The sequence below is a fragment of the Desulfococcus multivorans genome, from assembly GCF_001854245.1.
GTDB lineage: Bacteria > Desulfobacterota > Desulfobacteria > Desulfobacterales > Desulfococcaceae > Desulfococcus > Desulfococcus multivorans.
Window position 1 is genome coordinate 301,046 of sequence record NZ_CP015381.1, and the last position, 18,898, is coordinate 319,943.

Consider the following 18,898-nt stretch of genomic DNA (forward strand, 5'->3'; position numbering starts at 1 on the left):
AACCGGAACACAAGCCCATGCGTCTATCCGAAACAGCTACGCCGGCCAAAACACCTGCCCTGGTGCCGCTCGTCGTCCGATCCGGCTTTTCCCTCATGTGGGGCACCGCGACCCCGGCGGCCCTCTGCCGAAGGGCCCGGACGCTGGGATACCGGCGCCTCGCCATGACCGACACGGACAATCTGTACGGGCTCTGGCCGTTTCTGGCGGCCTGCGATCGGGAGGGAATTCAACCCATTGTGGGGGCCGAGGTTACCGAGCCGGGATCCCGGCGCCGGGCGGTCTGTCTGGTGGAGACACCGGCGGGCTACGCCAACCTGTGCCGGATACTCACCCGGCGGCACCGGGCGGCCGTCTTCGATCTCGGCACTGCCGTGGCCGAGCTCGGGGCGGGACTCACGGTGCTTACGGGCAACCCCGGACTGATCCGGAAATGGCGGGATGCCGGGCTCACCGTGGCTGCCGCCGTGCCCCGGTATCCCGTGGCTGCCGTCCACCCCCTCGCCAGGGCCGCCCGGGATATGGCGGTTCCCTTGGTCGCCGTGCCCGGGAGCTTTCTTCTCGATCCGGCGGATGCCGCCGTCCACCGTCTGCTCCGGGCTATCGCGGGCAACACGACCCTCTCGGGCGTCCCTTCCGAAGACTGCGCCCCGAAGGCGGCCTGGCTGGCAACGCCGGCGGTGTATGCCCGGCGCTTTCAGACGTGCCCGGAAACGATCCGGGCGACGCACGATCTGGCCGAGCGGTTGGTCTTCACCCGGCCCGGTTTCGGTACGATCATGCCCCCCTGGGAGAACGGGACGGGCCGGGGTGCCGATGCCGAGCTCCGGGTCGCAGCCTTTCAGGGGGCCCGGCAGCGCTACGGCCAAGACCTGCCCGAGGCCGTGACCACACGGTTGGCGTACGAACTCCGGGTGATCGCCGACAAGCGGTTTTCCGCTTATTTTCTCGTGGTGCGGGACATCGTGGCCCAAAGCCCCCGGATCTGCGGCCGGGGATCGGGGGCCGCCTCCCTGACGGCCTACTGCCTGGGGATTACCAACGTCTGTCCCATCAAACACCGCCTTTATTTCGAGCGGTTTCTGAACCCGGGACGGAGCGACCCGCCGGACATCGACATCGATTTCGCCTGGGACGAACGCGATGCCGTGCTCGCGTCCGTTCTCGGGAAATTTTCCGGCCGGGCGGCCCTGGTGGCCAACCACGTGCTGTTTCAGCCCCGGATGGCGGTTCGGGAGACGGCCAGGGTCTTCGGCCTGCCCGAAGGGGAGATCCGTCGAGTGATCCGCCGCGTTCCCCGCTACAACACGGGAGACGGATCGCTTCTGGATCATATCCGGTCCCGGCCCGAATCCCGGGATCTCGACCTCGCGTCCCCCTGGCCGGAGATCATCAGCCTCGCCGAACGCATCATCGGCCTGCCCCGCTACCTTTCGGTCCACCCCGGCGGCACGGTCATTACACCCGGGCCCATCGACCGCTACGTCCCCATCGAGACGGCGCCCAAGGGGATTCCCGTCATCCAGTGGGACAAGGACGGGGCCGAGGATGCGGGCCTCGTGAAGATCGACCTTCTGGGCAACCGCAGCCTCGCCGTGATCCGGGACGCCGTGGTCGAAGTCCGTGCCGCCGGTGCAGTCTTTGACGAGCGGAACTGGGTCCCCGAGGACGACCCCGCGACCCGTGCGATAGTGGCGGCGGGCCGCACCATGGGCTGTTTCTACATCGAGAGCCCGGCCATGCGGCTTCTCCAGCAAAAGACCGGGCGAGGGGATTTCGAACATCTCGTCATCCACAGCAGCATCATCCGTCCGGCGGCGGGCGGTTGCATCCGGGAGTACATCCGGCGGCTTCACGGGGAGGTATGGACGCCCATCCACCCCCTCCTCGCCGACGTGCTGGGCGACACCTACGGCATCATGGTCTATCAGGAAGACGTCTCGAAAACCGCCGTGGCCCTGGCCGGCTTTTCCCACGCCGATGCCGATCGGCTCCGGAAAATCCTTTCGAAGAAAGATCGGGAATACCACCTTGGCGATTTTCGGGAGCGATTTTTCGCGGGGGCCTTGAAGCGGGGCGTGCCGACCGACGCGATCGAACGCGTCTGGGAGATGATCATGAGTTTCAGCGGCTACTCCTTCTGCAAGCCCCATTCGGCTTCCTATGCCCGGGTCTCGTTCCAGGCGGCCTACCTCAAGACCCATTTCCCGTCGGCTTTCATGGCCGCGGTCATCAGCAACCAGGGGGGATTTTACAGCACCTTCGCCTACGTCTCCGAAGCCCGGCGCATGGGGCTCAAAATCCTGCCCCCCGACGTCCGAACCAGCGGCGTCCGTTGGGCGGCGGCCGGGCCTGACGCCCTCCGGGTGGGGCTTGCCGCGGTCAAGGGGCTTACGGCGGAGACCTGTCGGCGCACGGTCGTCCGACGCCCCTTTGCGAATTTGTCGGATTTTCTGTCGCGGGTGCGGCCCGACGCGGCCGAAGCCCGGGCACTGGTCCGGTGTGGCGCCCTGGACGGTCTCCTGCCGGGGGCGAACCGGGCCGCCCTGATGTGGGCTCTCGCCCGCTGGGAGCAGCAGGAGCGATCGCTTAGCCTTTTCGAAGACGAGGCGACCATACCGGTCTTGAATCCGGACGCCGAAATCGTCCGCCTCCGCCGGGAGTTCGCGGTTCTCGGTTTCCTGTGCGACCGTCATCCCATGGCCCTTTTCGAGGGGAATCCGGCTGTCGTGGGAACCGTGAAGGCCGATTGCCTCGACCGTCATGCGGGACGGCGGGTCAGCGTCGCCGGATGGCTGATTACCGGGAAGACGGTCCGGACCCGCCGCGGGGACCCCATGGAGTTTCTCTCCTTCGAGGACGAGACCGGCGTTTTCGAGACCGTCTTTTTCCCGGAAGCCTACGATCGCTTCTGCGCAATCCTCGAGGTGAACCGTCCCTATGTTCTCTCCGGCAAGGCGGTGCGGGAGTGGCGGGCCGTCACGCTCACCGTCGATGGTGTCCGGCCCTTGGCGGTTCGACCGATAGATCCGCGGCGATGCGCCGAAATAGAGTGTCCTTCCCACCGATCCCGAACATGAATCCCTTCCTCAATCTCCATGTTGACAGGAAAAAGAAACCTGTGATAAGTTTCCTTAATTTCAATAAAATAAATTGTGTGGCGCCAGGCATGATATAAAAATATAGCATGATCAGCACAATTATGTGAGAGGATATCGATAGATCTGCCGCTTGCGGGAAGGCGTCCGGAGCGGCAAGCGAAATAAAAATGTGGCACATCGAAATAAAAATGTGGCACAAAACGGTATAGCGTTCTGCTTGCGGAAAAACGTCCGGAGCGATGCGTCAAGGAGAGAAATATGGCGACAGAAAAGGTCTACAGTGTTTGCGGCATGTGTACGGTTCGGTGTCCCATCCAGGCGGAGGTGGAAAACGGTGAGGTCCGTTTCCTCCAGGGGAATCTCCACGTGCCGGCCATGAAGGGGGCGGTCTGCCCCCGGGGGGCCGCGGGCATCGCCCTTATCAAGGATCGGGAGCGGCCCCAGGCGCCGATGATCCGGGAGGGTGCCCGAGGCGAGGGAAAATGGCGGACCGTCACGTGGGATGAAGCCCTGGATCATGTGGCCGGGAAGCTGATGGAGATCAAGGAGCAGCACGGCGCCAGAGCCATCGCCTTTTCCGACCGCGGCGGTCCGTTTCGCGACTTTCACCGGGCCTTTCTCAAGGGACTGGGCACGCCCAACTACTGTAATCACGACACCTCATGCGCGCGGAATGTCCAGCACGCCTGCATCTCCGTTACCGGCATGGGGCGGAAGGGGGTGGCTTACGACCTGAAGAACGCCCGACACGTGGTGCTGCAGCTCCGAAACATATTTGAATCCATCAACGTCCAGGAGGTCAACAATCTCATGGACGCCATGGAATCCGGGTGCAAGCTGACGGTCATCGACATCCGGGGAAACGTATCGGCCGCCAAGGCGGATCGTTTCTTCATGGTTCGTCCCGGCACCGACTACGCCTTCAACCTGGCCGTCATCCACGAGCTTCTGGCCAGGGAGCTCTATGACAAGGATTATGCCGACAAATATATCAAGGACCTCAACGTACTGAAGACGTTCGTCAAACCCTACACGCCCGAATGGGCGGAAACAGAGACGGACGTGACGCCGGAGGCCCTCCGCCAGTTCGTCCGGGAGCTCGCCGCCGCTGCGCCGGCCGTGCTCTGGCACCCCGGCTGGATGACGGCCCGCTATACCACCTCCTTCTACGTGAGCCGCACCATCTACATCATCAACGCCCTTTTGGGATCCATCGGCGCCAAGGGAGGGCTTCCGATCGTCAGCAAGCCCGGGGACGTGGGCCGCAAGGGGCTCAAATCTTTCATGGATCTCTATCCCAAGCCCGAAGATAAGCGGGCCGACGGCGCCGGCTGGCGCTACCCCCACCTGGAAGCGGGACCGGGCCTGCCCCACCTGCTCTTCAAGGCCATGGAGACCGAAGATCCCTATCCGGTGAAGGCTTATATTGCTTACCGCCATGATCCCCTCATGGGATTTCCCGATCCGGATCGGCTCAAGCAGATGTTCGATCATCTCGACTTCATGGTTTCGGTAACCTTTTCGTGGTCGGACACCGCCTGGTATTCCGATGTGGTGCTGCCGCTTTCGCCCTATCTGGAGCGGGAGAGCATCGTGGCCGCCAAGAACGGGGTCAAACCCCAGTTCTTCGTTCGAGACCGTGTGCTGGAGCCCCGCTACGACACCAAAGCCGACTGGGAGATCATCGCGGGCCTGGCCAGGCGGATGAACCTCCCCGAGCTGGCCTACGAGTCGATCGACGACATTCGCAAATTCCAGCTGGAAGGCACCGGCGTCAGCCTGGAGGACTTCAAGGAAAAGGGTTTTGTGGCTCTCGCGGATCAGCCCAGCTATCCGCCGCCCAAATTCAAGACGCCCAGCGGCAAGTTCGAGATCGTCTGTGAGATGTTGGAGAAGCAGGGGCTGCCGTCCCTGAAGCCCTATGTCTCGCTCCAGCGTCCCCCCGAAGGGCAGTTCCGCCTGACTTTCGGCCGATGTGCGCTGCATACCCAGGGACATACCGCCAACAATACCATGCTCGCCGAACAGATGCCCGAAAACGAGCTCTGGATCAACACCGAGGCCGCGAAGAAGCTGGGCCTCACCGACGGCGGGCGGGCCAGGGTCAGCCGCAACGGCTATTCGGAGCAGATCAAGGTCAAGGTGACCGACGTGATACATCCCGAGGCGGTCTTCGTGGTCCATGGGTTCGGCCATCAGCTTCCCGTCGAGACCCGTGCCTTCGGCAAGGGGCTTGCGGACAACAAGTTCATGCAGGGCGGCCTGGATCTCTGGGACCCGGCCGGCGGCGCCGTCGCTTACCAGGAGTTTTTTGTCGAGGTGACCAAAGCCTGATTCCCCGTGATGGTGCGGGCACCTGTGCCCCTCCCATGCAATTGACATGACGAGCCGGGTTTTCCCAGAGAGTGACGGGGGAGCCCGGCTTTTTTTTACCGAAAGGAGAAAACGCCATGGTTAAACTCACCGAAACCCGGTTGCTCCGTCAGCAGTGCTATATCAATGGCGAATGGCAAAGCGCCGCCGCCGAGGCGACTTTTCCCGTGACCAACCCGGCCGACGGCGCCGTCCTGGCCGAGGTCCCCGACATGGGGACCGAAGAAGTCCGGGCAGCCGTTGGCGCGGCCCAGGCGGCATGGTCCGGGTGGCGGGGCAGAACCGCCGGCGACCGGGCGGCTGTCCTGCGCCGCTGGTACGACCTCATCATGGCGAACCAGGAGGACCTGGCAGCCCTCATGACCGCCGAGCAGGGCAAACCCCTGGGCGAATCCCGGGGTGAGATCGCCTATGCCGCATCCTTTGTGGAATGGTTCGCGGAGGAGGGAAAGCGCATATACGGCGACACGATTCCCGCCCACCGAGCCGACACCCGGATCGTGGTGATCAAGGCACCGGTGGGGGTGTGTGCCGCCATCACCCCGTGGAACTTTCCCTCGGCCATGATCACCCGCAAGGCCGCCCCGGCCCTGGCGGCCGGCTGCACCATGGTCGTCAAGCCCGCGGGCCAGACCCCCTTGTCGGCTCTGGCCCTGGCCGAGCTGGCCGACCAGGCCGGGATTCCCCCCGGGGTTTTCAATGTCGTCACCGGAGATTCCGCCGTCATCGGCAAGGCCCTGACCGACGACCCCCGGGTGCGCAAACTCAGCTTCACCGGCTCCACCGAAACCGGCAAGCTGCTCATGCGCGCCTGCGCGGGGACCGTCAAAAAGATCTCCCTGGAGCTGGGCGGCAACGCTCCCTTCATCGTTTTTGACGATGCCGACCTGGACCGGGCGGTGGAAGGGGCCGTCAGCTGCAAATACCGCAACTCCGGCCAGACCTGCGTCTGCGCCAACCGGATCCTGGTTCAGGATGCCGTATACGACGCCTTTGTCGGGAAATTCACCGCTGCCGTAAAATCCCTCAAGGTTGCCGACGGCTTCACCGAGGGGGCCGAGCAGGGTCCCCTTATCGACATGAAGGCCGTGGAAAAGTCCGAGCGGCTCATCCGGGATGCCCTCGACAAGGGCGCGACACTCCTTCTCGGCGGAAAACGTCACGCTTTGGGAGGCACCTTTTTCGAGCCGACGATCTTAGGAAACGCCGTTCCCGCCATGCGGATTGCCGCGGAGGAAACCTTCGGTCCCGTGGCGCCGGTCTTTCGGTTCAGGACCGAGACGGCGGCTGTAGATCTTGCCAACGACACCCCCTACGGCCTGGCCGCCTATTTTTACAGCCGTGATCTGGGCCGTGTCTGGCGCGTCGCCGAAAGTCTCGAATACGGTATGGTCGGCATCAATACCGGCATTATCTCCACCGCCGCGGCCCCCTTTGGCGGCATCAAGGAGTCGGGCATCGGCCGGGAGGGATCACACTACGGTATTGACGAGTATGTGGAGATCAAGTACCTCTGCATGGGAGATGTCGGCTAGTACGGAATCTTTACGCAACTTCCGACTTTGATGGGCCGGCGCCGGGAGAATACGCCCCGCGCCCCGCACGGTTTCGTTCAAGTGTCGCTGAAGCTTGCTCCGGGCGGCCCGGTTGCAGCTGTCTTGGGAGAGGATTGATGCGGCGGATGAGCGCCCACAGGCAGGACAACAGTGATGAACAATGAACTCGATTATTCGATAGAGAACGGATACGTGCCCGGCGCCATCGGCCGGATATCCGAACTTCACGGTGTTTACTACCACGCGAACTGGGGGTTCGGCCTTTTTTTCGAAGCCAAGGTCGCCACGGAAATCTCCGCCTTTCTCAGCCGATACGATGCAGCCCGTGACGGCATATGGCTCGCCGTTGTCGACGGCCGCGTGGAGGGCTCGATCGTCATCGACGGCATCCACGCTTCGAGTGAGGGGGCCCACCTGCGCTGGTTTATCCTGTCCGATCCATTGAGAGGAAGGGGCGTCGGCCGGCAGCTGATCAACCGGGCGGTCGATTTCTGTCGACGCAGGCGATATCCAAAGGCATACCTCTGGACCTTCGAGGGGCTCGATGCCGCAAAACACCTGTACGAAGATGTCGGTTTCAGAGTGGTCCGACAGCATCGGGGCGTTCAATGGGGCACCGAGGTCAACGAGCAATACTGCGAATTGACCTGTCGCCGCGTATGACCGCCCCGGTCCGAACTTTTCTGAATAGCGGTCCGGATCAATGCGGGATGGCCGGCATGCAGGAGCGTATCGCGGCGGCGTCCTCCGGCAGCGGGCCGTCTCATATGTCGCGACAGTGTCGATTTTCGCCTATCTTTGGCATCAACCGGGCAATCATGTGTTCGAGTGTCTTGAGGTTGAACGGCTTGATCAATGCCGCCTGGAAACCGTGTTTTCCAAATTCGGCAATCACGGGGTCTTCGGCGTATCCGCTGGTCACCACCGCAATAACGTCCGGGTCCATATTTTTGAGTCACTTCAGGGTTTCTCGTCCTCCCATTCCCCCACGAACGGTCAAATCGAGAATCACGAGATCGAACGAACTGGGGGTTCGCAGCGAGCGGGAATAGCGATCGAGGACTTCGGCGCCGTCCTTCACAGCGGTGACGTCATGCCCCAGGTGTTCGAGCATCCGAGTTCCGGTCTTGATTAACGCACCATCATCCTCAAGCAGCAGCACACTGATCTTCCGGGTTCCCATTTCCGGTTGATCCCCCGGGCGGTGCGTCGTTGGGCCCCGCGCTCAGCGCGTGCAGGAAAAAGCTTACCGTGGTTCCTATACCGGGCTCGGATTCGAACAGGATGCTTCCCCCATGCTTTTCGATTATCGAATGGCATACGGCCAGTCCAATACCGGTTCCTTGTTGGGCACCGCGGATCTTGGTGGAAAAGTACGGATCGAACACGCGGGGTATATCCTTTTTCGAGACGCCGACGCCCTGGTCCCGGACCGAGACCTTGACAAAGTTCCCCAGTACCGGTGCTGTGGTGTCCATCTCAGTCAACGTGACATTCTCCGCACTTATCCACAGCGTACCGCCGTCCGGCATGGCCTCCCGGGCATTGGTGAGAATGTTGTTGAGTACCTGCCAGATCTGATTCGAGTCCACGTCTGCCATCCAAAGGTCTTCGGGAACGTCGTATTCGCATCTGACGGCCGTGCCGCTCAGCGCGAAGCGGCACGAGTCCAATATCAGATTGCGAATCGATGTGGCTTCCAGAATCGGGCTGCCGCCCCTGGAAAAGGTCAGCAGTTGACCGGTCAGTTTCCGGGCCTGTTCCATTGCCGTCAGCGAGTTCGCCAGCCGCCGCTCGGCATTCGAATCGGCTTTGATCTCCATCCTGGCCAGTTCGATGTTGCCAAAGACCGTCATCAGCAGATTGTTGAAGTCATGGGCGATCCCGCCGGCCAGCAAGCCCAGCGACTTCATGTGCTCAACTTTTCGTTTTTCTTCTTCATGCTTGACCCGGAGGGTGATGTCGCGATTTATGCCGCGGTACCCGACGAGCGTATCCGCATCATCAAAGACCGGTTCACCGTTGGTCTCTATGATACGCTCCGCCCCATCCTTGTTGAGATAGGCGCTGATCAGCCGTTCGAAGGGCTTCCCACCGGACTTGTTTGCGTTGAAGATGTCTTTCGCTCGTTTCGCATCCTCCGGCGGCATGAAGCTATAGAACCTGCACCCCAACACTTCCTGATGGGCATACCCCAAAATGGATAGCACGCTGGGACTCGAGTAGGTGTATCTGCCATCCCGGTCCATTTCCCATATCCAGTCACTCGAGGACTCGACCAGGTTGCGGTAGCGCTCCTCGCTGATGCGCAATCGCGATTCGGCCTGCAACCGTTCGTCAATTTCCCGTGACAGTTCTTCATTGGCGGTCCTCAGCTCAGCGGTTCGCCTGGCCACGGTCTTTTCAAGATCCTTCTGGGTCAACCGGAGTTGTGTTTCGGCTTTTCTGTGCTCTTCGATTTCGAGGATATTCTCATTCCGCAGCGTCAGAGACTCAAGGATCATTCGCGCCGTGTTGGCGGAAATTACAAGGTATGCCGCACCATAAATGAGCAGCATCGACCCCATGGCCAGATGCAGACTGTCGCCGCGGATAATGAACAGGGTTGATAATGGGAGACAAATCAGAGAGATAAATATTCGGAAGGTTGCCTTCAACGGGGCCATCGAACTGGATGCTCCGGCAATCAGGCCGCCAAGGACGAACGCGATGAAGACATTCGTCTGCGGCGATTTGCCGGAGTAAAAAAGAAGCGGTGCGGCCCCCCAGACAACGCCGGAAAGTATCGCACCGGAGGCGTAGCGGCGCAGCCATTGTTCGGGGGAGAGCCGACGCTCCGGACGGCGTCGGTGCCGGTGGTACAGCATGAGCCGCAGCAGGGAAACGGTATACACTGTCGTCAGCCAGGAAAGCAGGATTCGTGCGGGAAAGAGGTCCCAGAGCACCAGGACCATCAATGCGGAGAGCAGAAAGCTGGTGTAAAGGGCTGCCGGGAACTGCCTGGAAACATGCTCGGCCAGTTCCGGCAGCAGGTAATCTTCCCCTTTTTTAACAGGTTGCAGCATGTTTTCAATCCCGGGTGGGGTGTTTCAATTGTCTGCCGGCGATCACTTTTGTCCAAAAAAGATTTGCGGAAGACGATCGGGGTAAGCCATTGTACGCGTCTTTCAGTCTTCAGTCTCAAACCGGTTGCCGTCACGAAAGCCGAAAGTTGAGGCCCCGCTGAAGCGGCTCGGCTGCCCTGCCGGTACTGCTTTCCGGTCAGCATGACGGAAGCCGGAAGTCGGGGTCATATTTATTCTTGCAATCCTCGTTCCCCCCACTTAATATGACAGCTGTTCAGCATCGGCCGCGTCACCGGAACACGCGTCTCGGGTTTCACTTGTTGCCGGTCGCTTCGGATACCCTGCGTTATGCACCAGATATTCCAAAAAAGAAAGGCGCTTCGGTCATGAGGGAAAAATCTTTTTTAAAGAGTGTCATGATGTTTTCGTTCCTGTCGGACATGCTCCCATGGCACACAATATTCCCTCCAAACTCTCGACCGGTGTTTGGAATGCCGACAAAAAGGAATTAAGACCCGACGGCTGAAACCGCCGAGCATCGTGAATCCACTATCATGGAAATTCAAAGAAACATTTCGCTCAAACCCTTTACGACGTTTCAGGTCGAAGCCTCGGCGGAGGCCTATATCCGCTTCGACGCCGTGGACGAAATCCTGGGGTTCCTTGCAGACGGCCTGTTGAAGGGCCGGCGGCGTCTGGTGCTGGGCGGCGGCAGCAACCTCCTGTTCCTGAATAATTTTGAGGGTCTGATTCTTCATCCGGCCATGAAAGGCATCTCCGTGGTGGGGGAAGACGCGGACGATGTTCTGGTTTCGGCCGCTGCCGGCGAAACCTGGGATGATCTGGTGGCCTTCGTGGTGGGGCACGGATGGGGGGGGCTCGAAAACCTGTCCGGCATCCCGGGCCATGTGGGCGCCAGCGTGATCCAGAACATCGGGGCCTACGGGATCGAGGCCGGGGATGCGGTGGCGGCCGTCGAAGCCGTCTCCCTGGACGACCGGCAGCAGGTGACCTTTTCCCCCAACGACTGCGACTTCGGATATCGCTTCAGCCGTTTCAAAGGCGAATGGCACGACCGATTCATCATCACCGCGGTGGTGTTTCGGCTCAGCCGGCGTCCGGACTGCGTGCTTCACTATCCCGGCCTTCGGGAGGCGGCGGCGTGCATGGGGGACGTCACCCCGGCCAATATCCGTCAGGCCGTCATCGACATCCGGAAGCGCAAACTGCCGGACCCCGCCGTCATCCCCAATGCCGGCAGTTTCTTCAAGAACCCGGTGGTTTCAGGCACGGTGATCGAAGAAATGCGGGACCGCTTTCCCGACATGCCGTTCTATTCCCAGAGCGACGGTGCCTTCAAGCTGCCCGCCGGATGGCTGATCGAGCAGTGCGGCTGGCGGGGACGGACCTTCGGCAACGCCGCGGTCCATGGTGATCACGCTCTTGTACTGGTCAATTCCGGGGGGGCCGGCGGCCGGGAGATATACGACCTTTCCGAGGGCATCCGGGCGTCGGTGGCGGAGCGATTCGGCATCAGCCTGGAGCGGGAGGTCGTCGTCGTCGCGTGACGATGCCGCGAGGGGAGGGAATGATCGCGAGCCTTCTTGCCGACGCCGTCGTCGTCCTGCATTTCGCCTTTATCCTTTTCGTTGTCGCCGGCGGTATCCTGGTCCTGAGATGGCCCCGACTGATGTGGTTGCATCTCCCGGCGGTCGGGTGGGGCGCACTGATCGAGTTCCTTGGGTGGATCTGCCCCCTGACGCCCCTTGAAAACCGCCTGAGATCCATGGGCGGCGAGGTCGGATACCCGGGCGGCTTCATCGAAACCTACCTCACGCCGATCATTTACCCCGAGGGTCTCACCCGAGGGCACCAGTTCATCATCGGGATCGGCGTCGTGTCCGTCAATGTTCTCATTTACGAGATTCTGCTTCGCCGTCGCCTGAGACGACGGCGGTCCCGGATTTGACAAGCGTCTTTGGCATTGTTAAATTTTATTCCGTAGGTCCGGAGTTTTCGACGGGGGCGCAATCCTGCCCTGATGCCGTCTTTTCCAGCATTCCCGCCCGACCGCTATATGCGAGGAAGACCCGCGCCAATTCGACGAGCGGTGATCCCCTTTACCCCGAAAAGCCCTTTTCAGATGTGAGGAGAATCAGCGATGAATACGACTTTCCTGGTGAACGGAGGGAGATTTACGGTGGACGTAGCCCCGGATATGCCGCTTCTCTGGGTTTTGAGGGATGTCCTGGGATTGACCGGAACGAAATTCGGATGCGGCAAAGGTCACTGCTGGGGGTGCGCCGTTCTTCTGGCCGGAGAGATCCGACCGTCCTGCACCGTCAAGGCCGAGGCGGCAGCGGGAAAAGAGATTGTCACCATCGAGGGCATCCCCTGGGACCATCCGGTCAAGCAAGCCTGGGTCGAGGCCCAGGTGCCCCAGTGCGGCTGGTGCCAGCCGGGTCAGATTCTCCAGGCCGTATCCCTGCTGCGCCGGACGCCCAGTCCGAATGACGGGGCCATCGCGAAGACCATGAGAAAAAACCTGTGCCGATGCGCCACCTATCCGCGCATCCGATCGGCGATCAGGCTCGCTGCCCGGGCGTCCGTTCCGGAAAGCCCCCCGGATCACCGTCCCGCGCTCCCCATCCTGAAGAAGAACCCCACGGACGGCGATATCGAGGGGGAATCCTTCGTCTTCAACCCCTTTGTCCGCATCAGTACGTCGGGCCGGGTGACGATCGTCGCCAAGCATCTGGAGACCGGCCAGGGCATCTACACCGGGCTGGCAACCCTGCTGGCGGAAGAGTTGGATGCCGACTGGCGGCAGGTGAGGGTCGAGTCCGCCCCTGCCGACGAATCGGTCTACAACAATCTGCTTTTCGGACCTGTTCAGGCCACCGGCGGCAGCACCAGCATCGCCAATTCCTATGAACAGTATCGCCGGGCGGGAGCCTCGGCCAGGGCGATGTTCGTCGCGGCTGCGGCCGCCGTATGGCGGGTTCCGGCGGAAGAGATCGAGGTGAAGAAGGGTATTGTATCCCATCCGAAAAGCGGACGTCAGGCAACCTTTGGTGCCCTGGTCCGCAGGGCCGCCGGCATGAAGCCCCCTGTCGAGGTCCGGCTCAAGGATCCTGACGCCTTCACGTTGATCGGTCGGCAGGATGTGCGCCTTGATATCGTCTCCAAGGTCCAGGGGTCGGCCCGTTTCGCCATGGACATCCGGCTGCCGGGAATGCTGAGGGCGGTGGTGGCCCGCTCACCGGTCTTCGGGGGGCGGGTGTCGTCCGTTGACGCCCGGAAGGCCCTGGCCGTGCCCGGCGTGACCGGCGTTGTCAGGATTTCTTCGGGGGTGGCGGTGGTCGCTGAAAACACCTGGGCCGCCCTCGAGGGACGCGATGCATTGGAGATCGTATGGGACGAAAGCAGGGGAGAGACGCGGGGCACTTCCGAACTGGCCGCGGAATACCTGGCGCTTCTCGAAACCCCCGGAAAGACGGCTCGGAAGGAGGGGGATGTCGAGGGCGCCTTGGCCGGTGCCGCACAGACCCTGGAGGCGATATTTGCATTTCCCTACCTCGCCCACGCGCCCATGGAGCCCTTGAACTGCGTGGTGCGGCTCTCCGAAAACGACTGCGAGATATGGGCCGGGGACCAATTCCAGACGGTGGACCAGGCCAACGCCGCCGCAGCCGCCGGCCTGGAGCCCCGGCAGGTCAGGATCCACACCGTCTTTTCCGGCGGCAGCTTCGGTCGTCGGGCCAATCCCGCGTCGGACTACATTGTGGACGCCGTCGAGGTGGCCAAGGCTCTGGAGGGCCGGTCACCGGTTCAGCTTGTCTGGACCCGGGAGGACGATCTTCGGGGAGGCTATTATCGGCCGATGTTCGTTCACCGGGTGCGGGCGGGCCTCGACGGCGAGGGGCATCCGGTGGCCTGGCATCACCGCCTCGTCGGACAGTCCATTGCGACGGGAACCCCCTTTGAGGACGCCATGACGACCGACGGCATCGACGCGGCGTCGGTCGAAGGCATTGTGGACATGGCCTATGCCGTTCCCAATCTGGCCGTGGAACTGCACTCTCCGGCGGTCGGCGTGCCGGTCCTCTGGTGGCGATCGGTGGGTCACAGCCACACCGCCTTTGCCGTGGAGGTCTTCATCGACGAGCTGGCGGCGGCGGCCGGACAGGATCCCGTGGCGTTCCGCCGGTCGCTTCTTTCCGGTCAGGAACGCCGTCTCGCCGTTCTGGATCTGGCAGCCCGAAAGGCCGGCTGGGGCTCTCCCCTCCCACCGGGGAAGGGGCGGGGCATCGCCCTCCATCGCTCCTTCGGCACTGTCGTGGCTCACGTCGCCGAGGTTTCTGTCGCCGGGAACGGGGATTTTCACGTTGATCGGGTCGTTTGCGTCGTGGACTGCGGCACGGCCGTCAACCCGGATATCATCCGGGCCCAGATGGAGGGCGGCATCGGGTTCGGGCTGTCGGCGGCATGGGAAGAGGCCGTCACGCTCGATGGCGGACGGGTCCGCCAGTCCAACTTCGACACCTACCGGATTCTCCGGTTTGACCGGATGCCCGTGGTGGAGGTGCATATCGTTCCGTCCCAGGCACCCCCGACGGGAGTCGGAGAGCCCGGGGTCCCGCCCATTGCGCCGGCGGTGGCCAACGCCCTTTTTGCCGCAACGGGCCGGCGGGTCCGGATTCTGCCCCTGGGGGACCTGATGCCGTCTAAAGGGCGGCGGCCGTGGTTCGAGGCCCCTGCGTGAGGCCGGATCCTTGACAAGACCCGATTGGACGATTACTGTTTTCACTATAAGAGAGGCAACGGCCGGTTGTATACAGCTGGCTGTCGATATCTGTCCACGCTCTCGGGTTCATTCAGTTCACCAAGAGTAGTCCTGTTCGATCAGTCCTCTGAGATGACCGGCGGCCTTGCCATTCATAACATCGGAAGCTCTCAACGACGACCGTGAATACGCGGTCTCGAAAATACGGCTTGCGTCGCCGTGGGACACCGGATTTTCCACCTTCGGGCAGCGGCGAGACGATGTTCACAAGCTGGATAGAGAGGAGGAAATCATGGAAAGAATGCCATCGAGAGATACCAGCGGCAAATGCGAAGGCGAATGCCGCGATCGTGTTTTTGAAGGAGAAAGCGAACGTCAGGCCTATATTAACGCGTCGGACAAGGAATACGATTCTCCTTGTGAAAGCAGTCCGTCCTGGACATTCAAACGCAACGACCCGCCGGGAGGACTGGGGGGACGCATCTGATATATCGGGGTCGGCTGCGGCCGACCTGTCGGATCCACAATGGTTTACCTCGCGAGGCGGCCGCTTCAGGCCGCCTCGCGGCGCTATACACATACCCGTCGGGGCCCGCCTTCATTACCGACTCACCGCAAAAATTCGGCTTCAGGCCGGCATGTTGTCATGCCGTCATTGGGATGTTCTGCCTTCCGCCGCCAAAAAGATTTCATGTTACGCTTTTCATCTTTAAATAGGGTACACAGGCATCGTTAATCCTCATGAATTGTTGCGAGTACGATGGTGATATTGTCCTTTCCCCCGGCGGAGAGTGTGTGTTCAATCAGGTTTTTCGCCTGGGTCCTCAGGGGATCTCGGGAAGCCAGAATGGATTTGAGGGCTTCAGGATCGATGTGGTCGTGCAGCCCGTCGGTTGTCAACACCAGGACATCCCCGTTCCGCAGCGTTAATTGTCCGGATTCGGGGATACAGTACCGGCAGCCCACGCATTGTTCGAGGACGTGCTTCGAATGATGAGACAAGGCCTCCTCCGGCGTGATCTCGCCTTCATCCAGGAGAAATTGAACCAGGGTGTGGTCCCGGGTTATCTGCGTCAGGTCGCCGTTGCGCAGGACATACAGGCGGCTGTCCCCTACATGGACCCAGTGGGCTTCCCTCTTGTTGACGAGAACGGCGGTGACCGTGGTTCCCATTCCCACCAGCGCCATGTTGTCCAGGACCCGCCTCATGATGGCCTTATTGGCCGCGGATACGGCCGTGACGAGCTGTTCCCGCGGGTTTTCCGCAGGAGGCCGGATCTGCTTCAACGCGGAGATCGCTGTTTCCGCGGCGACATCGCCGGCGGTCTCTCCCCCCAGACCGTCGGCGACCGCCAGGAGACATGAATCGTCATCGATCTCATGGATCAGGTACCGGTCTTCGTTTTGGGTTCTGACATTGCCGATATGGGTAAAGGCCACCACGCGACGGACGGATGATGCCGGCACGATCTCTTCGGATTGAAACCGTTTCGATGTCGCATTCTCTGTTCTCATTCCCGGCGCTCGACTTTCAGTTGAATACCCAATCCTCGGGCTTTTTCCTGGAATTCCTTCAACAGGTCGTTGAGGTCGGACCTGTTTCGGGGGTGATAGTTCATGGTGAGGCGGATGCTGTCTGCGTTTTCAGGTCGGACCGCCGGTCGGTTTCGGACGGCGGCCTCCGCCGACGGGGACAGCGCGGCTATCGCTTCCGCCGCGGTTCGATACCGCTGTTCCGGATCCCGGCGGCAGGCCTTGATGATGAATTCACGGAGCGGTCCGGGAAGATCCGGCACCCGTTCCGCGGGGTCGGGGATTTCCCGGTTCAGACGCATGTTTTTCAACTCCCGGAGGTCGTCTTCCGGAAAGGGCCGTATGCCGGTCACCATTTCATATGCCGTGATCCCCAGTGCATAGATATCGGTGCGCTGGTCAAGTGCATGGCTTTCGATCTGTTCCGGCGCCATGTAAAGGAGCGTGCCGGCAGAGCTGAAATCTTCGGTGCCGATGGGGCAGGCGAGTCCGAAGTCCAGAATCTTGATCCGGTCATTGGGCTGGATGATGACATTGGACGTGTTGATGTCCCGGTGAATAATCCCCTTCTGATGCGCGTAGTCCAGGCCGGAGCAGATCTGCATGAGAAAATTCGTTGCAATCGCCGGCGGCAGGGCCCGGTGTCGTTCCAGGAAGTGCTTCAGGGACTCGCCTTCCAGGTATTCCATGATGATAAAGAGGGTCCGATACCGCTCCTCGATGTCATATACCCGAACGATATTTTCATGCTTCAGTCCCGCGATGATCTGGGCCTCGTTGTGAAAGATCGCACTGAAAGCCTCATCCATGGCAAGATGGTGCCGCATCATCTTGATGACCACCGGCATGTTCAGTGCGGCGTGTTTCCCTTTGTAGACGATGCCGTAGCCGCCCCGGCCGATGATATCGGCGGCGATATACTTCCCGATCGTGCGGTCGGCCGTTGGCCTCCGGGAATCGAATCGGTCGGCTACCAGTTCCGTCAGAAACATCATCATGTCGGGGTCATGGCTTGAGATCGCATCGAAATTCTTTTGGTCGATCACCCGCACATCCATGTCGGTTTCAGCCTCGACGTGGGCATGCCGGCGTTCGCCTGTCAGCAGGGACATCATTCCGACGATGTCGCCCTCCCCCCGGTGATCGATGGGGTGCAGTTCGCCCGTTTTCTCGACCACGACGATGCATGAGCCCCGCTGGATGACGAAGGCCTGATCGCCGACGTCGCCCTGGGTGATGAATCGTTCCCCTTTTGGAATGTGCCGAAAGGTCATTTCAGGAATCAGCGGACGTTGTCCGCCCGGAAGGATGAACCGCAGGAATTTGTTGCGCAGATTGGCGACACTCTCCTCTGCCAGGACCCGTTGGTAAAAGCGGCAATTGAGGCATGAGTCGCGTTTTTCCGCAAAAGAACCCTGTCTGTTTTCCCCACAGAGCGTTCCGGCTACGGCCCAGCAGAACCGGCCGGCGCATTTTCCCCCGTTGATGCCGTCAAAAGAGACGTCTGTCGCGGCCTTGCACACGCCGAGGGTATCGGCGTTTCTGCCGCCCGGCTCTTTTCCGCATTGCATGACTTCCCAGCAATTCAGTTTTTTCAGGCCCACGAACATTCCTTCCCACCCGGTCCGGTCTTCAGGGGGGCACCCTGAAAGAGCGGTCTATTCCGCCATCATGGCGTTCATCCGGTATACCAGATCCCGGTTTTTTTCAAAAAAAGCGCTTCCCCCCATCCGCTCCTCTTCATGCTTGAAATGCTCCAGAAGCACGGCATCCTCACGTTTCGACAGGACCTTCTCCGCCATTTTGAAAAAGAGATGGTCTTCCCTGTGGATATGACGCCTGAGCAGAGAGATGTACGCGGCCAGATTTTCGAGCAGCGTCGTCGCAGCGATGGGGTCGCCGTCGGCATAGAGATCGAGAACCGCTTCGATCTGTCGGATAAAATGACGGTTTCGCTCATGCTGGTACCGGAGGGCGATCATTTCGTCGTCCAGATCGCATTCCTCCTTCATGGCCAGCATGCCGAACATGACGTTCTCTTCCTTGAAATGATGAAACCGGTCCGCGAAATTTCTGGAAAAATCGATGCTTATTTCAAAAAACGCCCTTTCCGGACGTTCATTCCTCTCCAGTTTATTTCGGGCCTTGCCGAGGATGCCCAGTCCCCGGCGAATCAATCCATGTTCGGCAACCAGGATATCGATGGATTTCATCTGTTCCCCCCGGGTAGTGATCCCTTCTCTGTCCGCGTTCGGGTATTCCCATCGTCAATCGGGTATGATTCAGGATAACATCACAATATTCCGCTGCAATTGATTCAAGTCAAGATTCAGCGTCCGATTTTCGGGAACCGGTGCTGCCGGGCGGTCGACTCACACCTTGCGGCGTTGCATCAGGGAATCGGACCGAAGGCTGAAGGGGTGCTCCGGGGGCGGGCGAACAGGGGCGTGCGAGGGAGCGGGCGGGGAAGCCGGCATGTTGGGG

The 18,898-nt window shown here is 61.0% G+C and carries 13 protein-coding genes and 1 pseudogene; 8 read left to right on the forward strand and 6 right to left on the reverse strand.

Annotated elements, in window-relative coordinates; all coding sequences use genetic code 11:
* Positions 1 to 17: 17 nt before the first annotated feature.
* The 4 genes from dmul_RS01310 (at position 18) to dmul_RS01325 (ending at position 7,693) form a co-directional block, all read left to right on the forward strand.
* On the forward strand, positions 18 to 3,080 hold the full coding sequence (locus dmul_RS01310) for a DNA polymerase III subunit alpha (RefSeq protein ID WP_234979157.1): 3,063 nt from the start codon (positions 18 to 20) through the stop codon (positions 3,078 to 3,080).
* 279 nt (positions 3,081 to 3,359) lie between these two features.
* Entirely contained in the window at positions 3,360 to 5,435 is a 2,076-nt protein-coding gene (locus tag dmul_RS01315; protein WP_020876789.1) for a molybdopterin-dependent oxidoreductase, read from the forward strand.
* A 116-nt stretch (positions 5,436 to 5,551) separates the two neighbouring features.
* A complete protein-coding gene (locus tag dmul_RS01320) occupies positions 5,552 to 7,009 on the forward strand; it encodes an NAD-dependent succinate-semialdehyde dehydrogenase (RefSeq protein WP_020876788.1) in 1,458 nt (485 codons plus the stop codon).
* Positions 7,010 to 7,183: 174 nt separating this feature from the next.
* Positions 7,184 to 7,693 (forward strand): GNAT family N-acetyltransferase, encoded by a 510-nt coding sequence (locus dmul_RS01325; RefSeq protein WP_020876787.1) that lies wholly within the window; start codon positions 7,184 to 7,186, stop codon positions 7,691 to 7,693.
* Positions 7,694 to 7,793: 100 nt separating this feature from the next.
* On the opposite strand, the gene dmul_RS01330 is transcribed toward dmul_RS01325, so the two are convergent.
* The 3 genes from dmul_RS01330 to dmul_RS01335 are packed head-to-tail and all read right to left on the reverse strand — an operon-like array spanning position 7,794 to position 10,095.
* The gene (locus dmul_RS01330) at positions 7,794 to 7,976 is read right to left on the reverse strand and encodes a hypothetical protein (RefSeq protein WP_020876786.1); all 183 of its coding nucleotides are present in this window, start codon (positions 7,974 to 7,976) and stop codon (positions 7,794 to 7,796) included.
* Between the two features lie 9 nt (positions 7,977 to 7,985).
* Complete coding sequence (locus tag dmul_RS19975; protein ID WP_078081165.1) at positions 7,986 to 8,192, reverse strand: response regulator; 207 nt, start codon at positions 8,190 to 8,192, stop codon at positions 7,986 to 7,988.
* The gene (locus dmul_RS01335; protein WP_020876784.1) at positions 8,179 to 10,095 is read right to left on the reverse strand and encodes a hybrid sensor histidine kinase/response regulator; all 1,917 of its coding nucleotides are present in this window, start codon (positions 10,093 to 10,095) and stop codon (positions 8,179 to 8,181) included. The genes dmul_RS19975 and dmul_RS01335 overlap by 14 nt, the downstream gene beginning before the upstream one ends.
* Positions 10,096 to 10,640: 545 nt before the next feature.
* On the opposite strand from dmul_RS01335, the pseudogene murB reads away from it, so the two are divergent.
* The 4 genes and pseudogenes from murB to dmul_RS01355 all read left to right on the forward strand — a co-directional run.
* Positions 10,641 to 11,663 (forward strand): annotated as a pseudogene (gene murB / locus dmul_RS01340) (UDP-N-acetylmuramate dehydrogenase); the annotation flags it as partial.
* Positions 11,664 to 11,683: 20 nt separating this feature from the next.
* Positions 11,684 to 12,064: a DUF2784 domain-containing protein gene (locus dmul_RS01345; RefSeq protein ID WP_020876782.1), complete on the forward strand. Its 381-nt coding sequence runs from the start codon at positions 11,684 to 11,686 to the stop codon at positions 12,062 to 12,064.
* A 192-nt stretch (positions 12,065 to 12,256) separates the two neighbouring features.
* The gene (locus tag dmul_RS01350) at positions 12,257 to 14,860 is read left to right on the forward strand and encodes a molybdopterin-dependent oxidoreductase (protein ID WP_020876781.1); all 2,604 of its coding nucleotides are present in this window, start codon (positions 12,257 to 12,259) and stop codon (positions 14,858 to 14,860) included.
* A 313-nt stretch (positions 14,861 to 15,173) separates the two neighbouring features.
* A complete protein-coding gene (locus tag dmul_RS01355; protein ID WP_020876780.1) occupies positions 15,174 to 15,368 on the forward strand; it encodes a hypothetical protein in 195 nt (64 codons plus the stop codon).
* 245 nt (positions 15,369 to 15,613) lie between these two features.
* On the opposite strand, the gene dmul_RS01360 is transcribed toward dmul_RS01355, so the two are convergent.
* The 3 genes from dmul_RS01360 to dmul_RS01370 are packed head-to-tail and all read right to left on the reverse strand — an operon-like array spanning position 15,614 to position 18,627.
* Entirely contained in the window at positions 15,614 to 16,396 is a 783-nt protein-coding gene (locus tag dmul_RS01360) for a PP2C family protein-serine/threonine phosphatase (RefSeq protein WP_020876779.1), read from the reverse strand.
* Positions 16,393 to 18,018, reverse strand: coding sequence for a protein kinase domain-containing protein (locus dmul_RS01365; RefSeq protein WP_020876778.1), 1,626 nt, complete (start codon positions 18,016 to 18,018; stop codon positions 16,393 to 16,395). The genes dmul_RS01360 and dmul_RS01365 overlap by 4 nt, the downstream gene beginning before the upstream one ends.
* A 54-nt stretch (positions 18,019 to 18,072) precedes the next feature.
* Entirely contained in the window at positions 18,073 to 18,627 is a 555-nt protein-coding gene (locus dmul_RS01370; RefSeq protein ID WP_020876777.1) for a hemerythrin domain-containing protein, read from the reverse strand.
* Positions 18,628 to 18,898: the final 271 nt, after the last annotated feature.